The 11,539-nt window shown below is 38.5% G+C and carries 10 protein-coding genes and 1 riboswitch; of the genes, 4 read left to right on the forward strand and 6 right to left on the reverse strand.

Annotated features, from left to right (window positions below):
* Window positions 1–97 precede the first annotated feature (97 nt).
* On the forward strand, window positions 98–958 hold the full coding sequence (locus M3175_RS19735) for a TetR/AcrR family transcriptional regulator (RefSeq protein WP_251522733.1): 861 nt from the start codon (window positions 98–100) through the stop codon (window positions 956–958).
* A gap of 821 nt (window positions 959–1,779) precedes the next feature.
* On the opposite strand, the gene aroQ is transcribed toward M3175_RS19735, so the two are convergent.
* The 5 genes from aroQ to M3175_RS19760 all read right to left on the reverse strand — a co-directional run bounded on the left by aroQ (window position 1,780) and on the right by M3175_RS19760 (window position 6,759).
* Window positions 1,780–2,238, reverse strand: a complete 459-nt coding sequence (gene aroQ, locus M3175_RS19740; protein ID WP_251522818.1) for a type II 3-dehydroquinate dehydratase — start codon at window positions 2,236–2,238, stop codon at window positions 1,780–1,782.
* Between the two features lie 141 nt (window positions 2,239–2,379).
* Window positions 2,380–3,264, reverse strand: a complete 885-nt coding sequence (locus M3175_RS19745) for a LysR family transcriptional regulator (RefSeq protein WP_251522734.1) — start codon at window positions 3,262–3,264, stop codon at window positions 2,380–2,382.
* Window positions 3,265–3,379: 115 nt separating this feature from the next.
* Entirely contained in the window at window positions 3,380–4,249 is an 870-nt protein-coding gene (locus M3175_RS19750; RefSeq protein ID WP_251522735.1) for an amidase, read from the reverse strand.
* Window positions 4,250–4,292: 43 nt separating this feature from the next.
* Window positions 4,293–4,384: riboswitch (cyclic di-GMP riboswitch) on the reverse strand.
* Between the two features lie 47 nt (window positions 4,385–4,431).
* Window positions 4,432–5,202 (reverse strand): YhfC family intramembrane metalloprotease, encoded by a 771-nt coding sequence (locus M3175_RS19755; RefSeq protein WP_251522736.1) that lies wholly within the window; start codon window positions 5,200–5,202, stop codon window positions 4,432–4,434.
* A 120-nt stretch (window positions 5,203–5,322) separates the two neighbouring features.
* Window positions 5,323–6,759 carry a DEAD/DEAH box helicase gene (locus tag M3175_RS19760; protein ID WP_251522739.1) on the reverse strand — a complete coding sequence of 479 codons (1,437 nt, stop codon included), beginning with the start codon at window positions 6,757–6,759 and terminating at the stop codon, window positions 5,323–5,325.
* Between the two features lie 202 nt (window positions 6,760–6,961).
* Here M3175_RS19760 and M3175_RS19765 point away from each other — a divergent pair, with 202 nt between their 5' ends.
* Window positions 6,962–8,290, forward strand: a complete 1,329-nt coding sequence (locus M3175_RS19765; protein WP_251522742.1) for a flavin monoamine oxidase family protein — start codon at window positions 6,962–6,964, stop codon at window positions 8,288–8,290.
* An 82-nt stretch (window positions 8,291–8,372) separates the two neighbouring features.
* Here the strand turns inward: M3175_RS19765 and M3175_RS19770 are convergent, their stop codons facing one another.
* Entirely contained in the window at window positions 8,373–9,557 is a 1,185-nt protein-coding gene (locus M3175_RS19770; RefSeq protein ID WP_251522744.1) for a GGDEF domain-containing protein, read from the reverse strand.
* A 226-nt stretch (window positions 9,558–9,783) separates the two neighbouring features.
* Here M3175_RS19770 and M3175_RS19775 point away from each other — a divergent pair, with 226 nt between their 5' ends.
* Window positions 9,784–10,476 carry a response regulator transcription factor gene (locus M3175_RS19775; RefSeq protein WP_251522820.1) on the forward strand — a complete coding sequence of 231 codons (693 nt, stop codon included), beginning with the start codon at window positions 9,784–9,786 and terminating at the stop codon, window positions 10,474–10,476.
* The gene (locus M3175_RS19780) at window positions 10,473–11,477 is read left to right on the forward strand and encodes a sensor histidine kinase (protein ID WP_251522746.1); all 1,005 of its coding nucleotides are present in this window, start codon (window positions 10,473–10,475) and stop codon (window positions 11,475–11,477) included. Before M3175_RS19775 ends, M3175_RS19780 begins: the two co-directional genes overlap by 4 nt.
* The last annotated feature ends 62 nt before the right edge of the window (window positions 11,478–11,539 follow it).

Below are 11,539 nucleotides of genomic sequence, written 5' to 3' on the forward strand. Positions count from 1 at the left end.
ATGAAAAAACACAGCTAAATTATGGGTTTGTAACCTTCAGAAAAATAAGTTACTATACATTTATACAGTGAGTCCAAATACTAATTCAGGTGATATGATGAATGATCGGAAGCAACACGTTATCAATACAGCCCACAAGCTTTTTGTTGAAAAGGGATTTCAAGCAACTTCCATTCAAGACATTTTAGACTATAGTAGTATTTCTAAAGGAACCTTTTATAATTACTTTTCCTCTAAAAACGAGCTACTCATGGCTATTTTTCGCGTGATACAAAAAAAGTTTGAGCATGAGAGAAACGAACTTTTAATCGGAAAAGACCCGTCAGATATTGAAGTGTTCATTAAGCAAATGGAGCTGCAAGTAAAGACCAATCGGGCAAGTAACCTTATTCCTTTATATGAAGAAGTGTTATTTTTAAATGATTCTGAGTTAAAAAAGTTTATAAGTGATTTTCAATTGCGAATGTTACGATGGGTGTACGAGCGCTTTCATGAAATTTTCGGCGAGAGCATGAAACCCTATCTTCTTGATGCTGCCATTATGTTTACAGCTATTTTCCACCATAATCTTAAGTATGAGCGAATGGCGAATAGCTTAAAAAGCAATCCTGAACGGGTGGTAAGATATAGTGTTAATCGATTGTTGGCTCTAATGAAGAATGTAGGAGAAACCGGGGAGCAACTTCTTCCACCGGAACTGTTGGATGATTGGTCTCCTTCTTGCCATAAGAAAGATAAAACTTATCAAGAAAAGCTTACTCTTGAAATCATGAGTCTAAAAAAAGAGAGCATGAATAGGCCTGATACTGTGAAATATATCGAGCTACTCGATTTCATCTTAGAGGAGCTTTTGCAACCTAATAATAAGAGGAATTTTGTAGTGGAGAGTGCTTTATCAACCTTAGAGGAACACTTCGGAAAAGCAAAATTACAACCATTACGTTCGTATTTAAAATAACAAAGCTAGCAGGTCATAGGCTAAAGGGTTCCGTTTTGAAGTACTTTTCATAAAATACGTGCCGAAATGACAGTCGTATTGGCATCGTTATTGGTATATAAAAAAGGAAAACTCGCCATATCATTGTTGGCGAGTTTCTTTATTATGAATCCAAAAACGGTATTTATATAAAACCTAACTTACCTGTGATACGGTTCACCGTAATGCATCAAAATGAGGTTCTCTTGGATTATTGAGATAAAACTCACTCCCTTTTAAATAAGATGTCTTGTCCTTAATCGAGTAACTAACAAAAGGAAAATAAGCGGAGATTTTTCGGTTAAATGCAGAATGGAACTCGTTTCGGGGTAAATAAGGGGAGGATTTCCGCTTATGCAAAACAAAATCCCCCATTTTCGAATTTTTCGAGCCAATAGGCGGAATCTCTCCATCTATTTAAGCCTTTTTCAATAATAATTACCAATTAAGCGGAATTTCTCTGTCTATTTATCAGCTCGGGTGCTTAACCTGATCCCCCAACCGATAAGTGCGGACCCTCTTGATCCTAGATGCGGGAATCAGCAGCTATTTATCGACCAGTTTATAAAGATCGAAACGGCACTGGAAAATGACAGGAGTTTTAACCCTCTTTTTAAATTGCACAATACTTAATGTCCGTTATTATGATGTTAATTGCTATGTCAAAGTTAATGGGATTTCGTAGAAACGTTAATAAATAAAGAAAAGACGTATTCCAAATTGATATGACTTTTCTTGTGTATTTTAATAAGAAAGTCCCCGAAAACGGAACCCTTTAGTCATGGGCCTGCTAGCTTTTTGTTTTAAGCCTCTTGCAATTGTTTTTCATCAATAAGAGTTTTTGCTGCTCTTAGCCCTAATAAATAGCTGTCACATCCAAAACCGCTAATCTGACCTTTAGCAATATCTGCGAATACAGAACGATGTCTAAATTCATCTCTTGCATGGATATTAGACATATGAATCTCAATAAACGGTACTTCTAAAATATCTAAAGCATCGCGAATTCCGTAGCTATAGTGAGTCCATGCACCAGCATTAATAATCACTGCATCGACCTTATCACGATAGGCTTGATGAATGCGATCTACCATTTCTCCTTCACAGTTCGTTTGGAATGTTTCAAGTTCTAAATCTAACTCTTCTGCTAACTTTTTCATGTTTTTGTTAATTTCATCTAGAGTAATAGTTCCATACACCTTCGGATTACGTTTTCCAAACATATTAAGATTCACACCGTTTAACATAAGTACTTTTTTCATCATAGATTCCCTCTTCCTTTTGCTCATCATTTCACAAACTTGTTTATATGAATAGTTTAGAACAGTCTATCCATAAATACCAATCGGTTTTTTTGCGAGATCTATAGGCCTACCCTATGAAAAATGACAAAAAAAGTCTCTTTAGTTAAGTGAATTTCTTTCAATAAAACTTTTAAACTTTTCCACTACTGGTGAGAGGTAACGATTCTTTACACTTGCCATGTAGATAATCTGTTCTGGAAGTGGGTCCTGAAAAGGGAGTACGTTAATATCAAACAGGTCTAGAGTTGAAGATCTTGGAAGAATACCCACTCCTTGTTTGGCTGCCACTAAGCCCACTAATGCCGTATCTTCTGCTACTTCACAAGAAATATATGGAGTGATCTCAGCATCTGAAAACAATTGATCAATTACGGGACGAAATAGACTTTTTTTATTAAAACAAACGAATTTCTCGTCAGCAATATCCTTTAATTCCACTGAAGATTTTGACGCTAATGGGTGGTCTTTATGGGTGATTAGTACAATATCTCTCTTCAATAATGGAATAAAATCAATCTCTGGTTCGTGTTCCGCATACGTACAAAAAGCTAGGTCATAATTTTCTTCCTTTAAGCCTTGGATAATGCTCTGCGTCGTTCCTTGAATACACGAAAACGTCACGTGTCCGCCCTCGTTTTCTTCCATAAAGGACTGAATAATCGATGGAACAAAATCGGCGCCTAAGGAGAAAATGAATGCTAAGTCGATGATACCTGTATTGGCATTGGTGAGCTTTTGAAGATTTCTTTCACCCTTTTCAAGCTCCTCTAATCCGTTTTCGACATACGTTAAAAAATATTGGCCGTACTTGGTCAGCTTTATATTTCGACCAACCTTTTCAAATAACTTGATATTTAATTCTTTTTCAAGCTCGCCGATTGCCTGACTAAGACTTGGTTGTGTGATATATAGCTGAGCGGCTGCTTTTGTATAATGCTGTGTTTTGGCTAACACTCGAAAGTATTGTAAATGTTTCAGGTTCATAACAGCGCCCTCCTTGTTTCCAATCTATAAACAAAGTATATGATGTTTTTTAGATTAGAAAATCGACTGAATATGAACAAAAAAGCACTCTTTAACGAGTGCTTTTCATAGTTCTTTATGGTTTTATGGTTTTCCAGCTTCCCACATGGTGGATTGCGAGTCCATTATATCCAAGGGTTGTTCCGTAATGAGAAGCAACAGAAGCAAGCTGGTCGTTCATGTATGCTTCCCCTTCTTCAAAAAAGGAAATCATATCTCCTTCGTCTGTTGCACCTGTTTCAACTCCGATTACTAATGCCTTATTATGTTTCCCAGCAAAGGCTACCTCATTCTTTACGATTTCAATGATGGCTGGAGCTGTGTCACGGTAGGCCATAATCGTTACACTATTCGTTTTTGTAATAACCCACTCTGCTAGATTGCCTTTGCCGTACGTATTGTTATAAGAAACTTCATCAAACCAAAATGGCAGGTCTGCTTCAAGAGGTAATTTTAAGCCTGCAGCAGACGTATTCGCTTTTGTGATTAATTCTTGATAACTTTTGACCGTTGCCGCTCTATTCGTATTCCAACCGCTATATAAGTAAGGCTCTACATCTAAATGAATACCCGTAAATTTTTGAGAAGCGGTTGAGCCCGCTTGATAGGTTTTTAACCAATTCATTAACGCATCTTGATTTCGATATCCTTTTGGAGCTACCCAGCTTGGTGCTCCATCTAGAGCATATACTTTAATCCCTTTTACGGATGCCTTCGTAATAAAGCTACGGTAGACATTCATTGGGATATCACGATCTATTTGTACAAAAACTTTGTTGATTTGCTTTTGTTCAAGGAAGCTTAAGGTTCCTGTTTCATTACTTACAATGTCCCACGGATTCCAAAGCCATGTGGAGCGATCTACCGTAGATGCACTCATTTTTGATCCAAAGCCTCCCATTGAAAAAAGCAACACAAAAATCATTGATACAACAAGCTTCTTCATTTCACGTTCCCCCATTCTGCAAGCCGGGGCTCACAAAATGAGACCTGGCAACCTGACGACCATTCGCTTTTGAACAAGCGATTAGGCTCACGGCTTTGCGTCCTTCCCTTTCGGAGAAGTTTGCCTTTTACAGTTTTTCTTTTATTATACTTTATTAATCTAGACTTTTGCCTCAGGTATTTTTACCCAATCAGTAATTTTCTTAATTTTTTTATGATAAAGAAAGAGAGAACTCCTAGGATAGCGACATACAACTCAATGACCCATAAGCTCTTGATATATCCAGTTTGGAAGAAAACTAAAGGAAAATCAATAGCGGCATGAACAACTATAGCTAACAATACGTATTGGAACTTCTTTTTAATTACCGCTAATAAGACAAATAAAGAAAAAGCGATTTGCATAAAGAGGGCGAAGAACCGCTCCGGTATTCCCCATAAATAGTGGGAAATTCCTTGATTTAATAATGTCTCTTTAATGGTTGCCGCTTGTTCACTTGGAAGACTAGCTCCGATAGAAGAATCAAACGTACCTGCATTGATCATCGTTGCAAAGATAAGAAATGGCACTACCGTTGAAAGAGTGATAACTACGGCCTCAATGCCACCCCAGCCTACTCCAAAGGATAGACCACCCTTGTAATCCTGATATTTCTTCAACAGCCATATAAATAAGATATAACGTCCTAATTCCTCAAAAACCCCTGCAGCGAAACCCCCATATAAGCCAAATAACCATGGATGTTCCGCATAGTTTGGAAAACTCGTTATGACGACCACATGAAGAAGCTTCTCTAATACTTGAGTAATCATAACAAACCCGATGCTACCTATTAATAACGGCTTGAGAGAAATTCCTACCTGTTTTTTTGTAAAAAGAATGGCACTAACAAATAGAAGAATGGAAAATAGGATTACTGCGACCATACTCAAAATCGTTGCATTACTTATCATGGTAAATCCCCCTTGTCTTTATTATCATTATTGATAATGATAATATTAAAGTAAGAATATGGTTCTGTCAATGGGTATTGTTCTTTTTTTCCAAATAAAAAAAGCACCTCTAGGAAGTGCTTATCTTCTTGCCACATGAACTTTTAATTGTTTGCCTTTTACCGTTGTATGTTTCATTTCGGACAATACGAGTGATCCCTTGCCATTTAGGATTTCTACATATGAGGCTGTGTCAAGAATGGTGATAATTCCGATATCCTCTGCAGATACACCCTCAATTCTACAAATCGTTCCTACAAAATCCACGGCGCGCAGCTTCTTTTTCTTTCCACCATTAAAATAGAGTTTGGTGATATCCTTATTGAGTTCTTCACTTTTTAATTGCTTAATCTCTGGTTCCGAACTGATCTTCTGTTCAAAGGCAAATTGAGACATTGCGACCTGTTCGGCAGTTGGAGGCACTTTCTGTGGAATAGGAAAACCGATCAGTTCTTCTATCTCTTCTAACAGTCGTTTTTCTCTTTCTGTCACAAATGTAGTTGCCTTTCCTTTCATCCCTGCCCGGCCGGTTCTTCCAGTGCGATGCACATAGCTCTCTTTTTCATATGGAATATCAAAGTTAATTACGAGTGAGATATTTTCGATATCAATCCCGCGGGCGGCCACATCGGTTGCGATCAGGTAGCGGAACTCTCCCCGTTTAAATTCACTCATTACCTCTAAACGATCTTCCTGAATCATTCCACCATGTATTTTATCGCAATCATAGCCCAGTTCCGTTAGATGGTCGACAACCATATCCACACGGTCTTTTGTCCGGCAAAAAATGATACAGCTATCCGGGTTTTCAATAATCGTTACGTTTTGCAATAATTGAAGCTTTTCATGTTCTTCCACCCAAATTAAAGAATGCTCAATTAATTCAGCTGTATTGCTTGAAGGTTTAATTTCCACCTCGACAGGGGATTGCAAATAGTTTTGGGCTAGGTTTTTTACGGTATCAGGAAGAGTGGCTGAAAAGAGCATCGTTACTCGATTCTCTGGCATTTTTTCTATTATAGCCTCCACTTGTTCGATAAAGCCCATGTTTAGCATTTCATCCGCCTCATCGATCACTAGGTATCGGATTTGATCTAACACAATTGTGCCTTTTTGAATATGATCAAGCAGTCGACCTGGTGTCCCTACCACCACATGTGTCTTTTGCTTCAGTTTCGTTTTTTGATACATAAAGGATTGCTTTCCATATACCTCTACTGCATTAATTCGTTTTAAGCGGCCGATATTGATAAAATCTTCACTGATCTGCACAGCTAACTCTCGAGTAGGAGTAAGGACTAGAGCTTGGGGTTTATTTTCTGCCCAATCAATCATTTCACAAATCGGAATGGCAAAGGATGCTGTTTTTCCACTTCCTGTACGTGACTTTACGACCACATCATGCTTTTCCATGACAAGGGGAATGACCTTTCTTTGGACTTCAGTTGGTTGTTGATATTGTAAGCTTGCTAAAGTACTCAATATTTCTTCACTTAAAGTGAAATCTGTAAAATCCATCAAACAGCCTCTTTTCAAAAATTCTTTACAATATTAATTTTACCGAACGTATTCTTTTTATTATGCCTATAGGTAAAGTACATTTCATTTGACCACATATTCGTGAAAATGTACATGTTTCTTTACGAACAGAGGGAAAATACTTTCACGATGCCTAAATCTTTATTTTCAGCAGCTAAATTTTTTACGGGAGGCACTCCATGTGCTAAATCATGTAGACGTAGTCATTGTGGGAGCTGGGCTATCTGGTCTTGCTGCTGGATGGGAGTTAAGAAAGCACGGAAGAAGCTTTGCTATTTTAGAAGCTCAAAACCGTATAGGGGGAAGAATATTAACGGTTACCCATCAAGATTCTACGATTGACCTTGGTGCTCAGTGGATTTCTCCATTTCAGCCTCGTATACAGTCCTTATTGAAATTTTTCGAAATAAAGACCATCCCTTCCTATAAAGAGGGAAAAATTATCTATGATTTACATAACAAGCGCATGCTGGGTTCAAACACTTCCCCACCTGTTTCACCACAAGGAATGTTAGATTTATTTTTAACTCGAAAGAAGATTGATCAATTAACACAGCTTATTAAAAAAGAAGGGCTAGTTCATTCACCTTTAATGAGAGAATATGATGCGCTAACCATGGACAGTTGGATAGAAAGACAAATGTTTTCGAAATACGGAAAGGCCTTTTTCCGTATCTTCTCTGAAGAACTTTCCTCCCTTGAGCTTAGCGAATTTTCCTTTTTAGACATGCTTTGGTTTATTCAATCTGCCGGAGGATTGGAACAAATTGTGACTGCGGAAGATATGTGGATCATGAATGGCGCGCAAACCTTACCACTACAAATGGCAAAGATGATGCAGGATCATATTCACTTAGACCAGCCTGTTAGAAAAATTGAGTGGAGTGATCATGGTGCAACCGTCCACACCGATTCCATGTGTTGGACTAGCAAAAAAGTCATCGTCGCAGTACCTCCTGCTTTTAGTGCAAAAATACAATACAATCCCCCACTTCCTGCACTTCGTGAACAGCTTTGTCAGCGAGTTGGTCAAGGATCGATCATAAAATCAGTACTCGTGTATAATACTCCCTTTTGGAGAGAAGATGGTTTATCTGGCAGTTCTTACTACGATTGCGGACCGATTCGAGCTACGATGGATAGCACCACTCCAGGCGAGCCTCATGGAGTTCTAACCGCACTAATCGGGGGAAAATATGCAAGAAGTTTGGGCCGATTGTCAAAGGAAGCACGCAGGAAAGAGATGATAGCTTGTATTGCCCATTTATTCGGAAGCAAAGCACTTGAGCCGATCCGTGTTTATGAGAAGGATTGGGCAGAGGATTCTTGGGCAAGAGGAGGCTATGCTGCCCATTTTGCAACTGGAGTGATCTCTGAATATGGAACTGCTTTAACAGACCCGGTTGGACCTATTCATTGGGCGGGAACGGAAACGGCAAATGAATGGCGCCTTTACATGGAAGGTGCCATTCAATCAGGAGAACGCGCCGCAAAAGAAACCCTAAACTAAAAATGGGTGTCTGTCACCCTTCGTGGACACTTTTACCTATTTTGTCCGCGTGGGGTGGACAAACACCTCCCTTTTCTATATTTTAATTAATTTGACTAATCCTGTTATCTTCAATCCCATCTATAGATAAAAAGCCTCGACTGACACCATTTCTTCCATTTCTTTTTGCCTCATAGAGAGCTCGATCACAGGCCACATACATTGTTTCTAGTTCTGTTTCTACGGTAGGAATAATGGTTAGAATCCCCATACTAACTGTGTATGAAAGACCCCCTTCCGTCAATGACTCCATCTCTATCGCTTTACAAATTTCCTGTGCTAACTTCATGGATTGTTCTTCATCTGTTTCTGGTAGAAGAATTGCAAATTCGTCGCCACCAAAACGACTAAAATAATGCCCTTTGCTGATATACTTCTGAATCTTTTGACTGAATTCACGCAGCACATGATCTCCGACATCATGTCCATATCTATCATTAATCTTCTTAAAATAATCAATATCAAACAAAATAAGAGATATGGGCTGCTTATTCTTAGAACAAGCCGATAAACACTTCTTCGCTTCTGAGAAAAATACTCTTCGATTTAACGCTCCTGTTAAGTCATCATAACTGGCTAATCGAATAAGCTCTTGATCTGCTTGTTCTTTTAATATGAGGATAAATCCTGTGTTTCCAATCAGCATCACAAGATAAAGTCCTATGAAAGAAAGAGTTTGGAAAAATCCTGGCGTAAAAAAGCTCCATGTATGAGCAGAAACAAGCGTAACGATTCCTCTACCGCACAACGCTAAAGCTAAAAATAAATAAAACATTCCTAATATCCTTCTTAATCGTGAGGGTTTGTGCTTAAACACTAAATGATAGACAGGTAGAATCATAAGCATAGCCGTACCAAATGAAGCAACCGCAATTCGGTTGCTTTCTAGATTTAAAAATAGAATCGCTAAATGAAAAGCAACTATGTTTATGAAGGTCATAATCAAATACGCTATTTTTATCCGTTTGGTTAACACATTCAACAGTCTTAAAATTGCCATCATTTCAAACGAAGTTCCTAAAAACAGTAAGGTGTTGGCAACCGAGATGGTGAACACATCCGATATGCCACCTCGTAAGGTTAATAATGTCCAGGAAAGGGCTTGAACACATTTAGCCAAGAAAAAAGTAGTAACCGTCTTATCTGTTCGATGGTCCCGCCAATAAGCACTAATAAGGAACACCGTAAAAACATGCCCCGTAACCAAAATAACAAAAATTGTTTTCATATCAAGAGAGAAGCCCATTTATGTATCACGCACCTGAACAATAATATACCGTTATATACTACTACAATTTGTGGTGTCTGACACCCTTCGTGGACAAAAACAGTCATTTTGTCCGTCTGGGGTGGACACTAACTACAAACACTTCATTATTTGTTATTTTTTTACATGCAAATAATTTTCTTTTATTGGAGGTTTCGTTACAATGATGAAGAAAGTGGTGATAAGTATGTTTAAGATTCTTCTCATTGAAGATGATTCTAGTCTTTTTCATGAAATAAAAGACCGACTGTCACAGTGGTCGTATGAAGTTCACGGTATTCAAGACTTTTCCCTTGTTCTTGAGGAATTTACGAAAGTTAAGCCTGATCTAGTCATCATTGATATTCAACTTCCAAAATACGATGGTTTTCACTGGTGTCGCCTGATCCGAGCCCATTCCAATGTGCCGATTATCTTCCTCTCTTCCCGTGATCATCCGACAGATATGGTGATGAGCATGCAGCTAGGGGCAGACGATTTTGTTCAAAAGCCTTTCCATTTTGACGTGTTAATTGCGAAAATCCAAGCGATTCTTCGCAGAGTCTACAATTATAGCAATCACACAGTCGAGTGGAAAACCTGGTGCGGTGCTACAGTGGATTACGAGAAAAATACAGTAACGAACAACAATGGCTCCATAGAGCTGACAAAAAATGAAATGTACATATTAAAAATCTTAATCGAAAAAAAGAACAGCATTGTGAGCCGCGAGACCATCATTAAAAGCCTTTGGGACGATGAACGGTTTGTCAGTGATAATACACTAACGGTCAACGTCAATCGATTACGAAAGAAACTGGATGAGTTGAAGCTTGGCCACTATATAGAAACCAAGGTAGGACAGGGCTATATCGCCATAGAAGAGGGAGCTCTTTCATGATCAAAGAATTCGTATGGGAACGCCTTAGTTGGATTCTCTTTTATTTCTTTATCCATCTCTTAATTGTATTTGTGGCTTTTCTCGATTCTGCGATCCCGCTCATCCCCATCCTATACATTGTATTTTTATCATTTCTCCTATTCTCGATCTTCCTTTTTATCAGATATCAAAAGGAGACACGTTTTTTCAAAGGATTTGAGGAGTGGGAGAACAATCTAGATTTGTCTCAAATTCCACAAGCAGAAAGTCCTTTTGAAAGGATCATAGAAAAAAGCGTCTACCACCAAACCGAATTGCTGAGAAAAGAGTTTCATCACCATCAACTATCATTAGAAGATGAGAAGGATCAGATGTTAGCTTGGATTCATGAGGTAAAGACTCCGCTAACAGCTATGCATCTCATGATTGACCGTATTCCTGATGAAAAAACAAAAGCAAGCCTCACACATGAGTGGCTAAGAGTTCACTTCTTACTCGACCAACAGCTTCATCAGAAACGTCTTTACTTTATTGAAAATGACCTTTTTATAGAAAAAATAGATCTTCACCCTCTGCTGATTCCAGAAATCAAAACTTTGCAATCTTGGTGTATCCAAAAAGGCATTGGCATAGAGGTTAGTCTTCAAGAACGAGAGATCCTTACTGATGCGAAATGGCTCGCTTTTATCCTTCGGCAACTGTTAACCAATGCCGTTAAATACAGCAGCCAGTCCGATATTTACATAAGAAGCTTAAAGAAAGACGGTCATATCGTCATAGAAATACAAGATGCTGGGCGTGGGATTGATCCACGGGACATACCACGTATTTTTGAAAAAGGGTTTACGTCTACTTCCACCCATCAAGATCATGCTGCCACTGGAATGGGATTATATTTAGCGAAAAAAGCAGCCGAATCCTTATTCATTCAACTATGTGTTCAGTCCACACTTGGAGTCGGTTCAACCTTTTCTCTTATCCTCCCGAATCGAAATGAATTCGTCAAAATAACAGGCATGTGACAAAGATGTCACATGCCTGTTTCAAATGTTAGATGAATCGAAGGATGGGAGCTCCCTATCCA

This window comes from Robertmurraya korlensis, assembly GCF_023715225.1.
GTDB lineage: Bacteria > Bacillota > Bacilli > Bacillales > Cytobacillaceae > Robertmurraya_A.

Excerpts from the sequence above, each read along its gene's own strand:
- M3175_RS19760 (WP_251522739.1), bottom strand. The coding sequence starts at position 6,759 with ATGGATTTTACAGATTTCACTTTAAGTGAAGAAATATTGAGTACTTTA.
- M3175_RS19775 (WP_251522820.1), top strand. The coding sequence starts at position 9,784 with ATGTTTAAGATTCTTCTCATTGAAGATGATTCTAGTCTTTTTCATGAA.
- M3175_RS19770 (WP_251522744.1), bottom strand. The coding sequence starts at position 9,557 with ATGAAAACAATTTTTGTTATTTTGGTTACGGGGCATGTTTTTACGGTG.
- M3175_RS19745 (WP_251522734.1), bottom strand. The coding sequence starts at position 3,264 with ATGAACCTGAAACATTTACAATACTTTCGAGTGTTAGCCAAAACACAG.
- M3175_RS19750 (WP_251522735.1), bottom strand. The coding sequence starts at position 4,249 with ATGAAGAAGCTTGTTGTATCAATGATTTTTGTGTTGCTTTTTTCAATG.
- aroQ (WP_251522818.1), bottom strand. The coding sequence starts at position 2,238 with ATGAAAAAAGTACTTATGTTAAACGGTGTGAATCTTAATATGTTTGGA.
- M3175_RS19780 (WP_251522746.1), top strand. The coding sequence starts at position 10,473 with ATGATCAAAGAATTCGTATGGGAACGCCTTAGTTGGATTCTCTTTTAT.
- M3175_RS19755 (WP_251522736.1), bottom strand. The coding sequence starts at position 5,202 with ATGATAAGTAATGCAACGATTTTGAGTATGGTCGCAGTAATCCTATTT.
- M3175_RS19735 (WP_251522733.1), top strand. The coding sequence starts at position 98 with ATGAATGATCGGAAGCAACACGTTATCAATACAGCCCACAAGCTTTTT.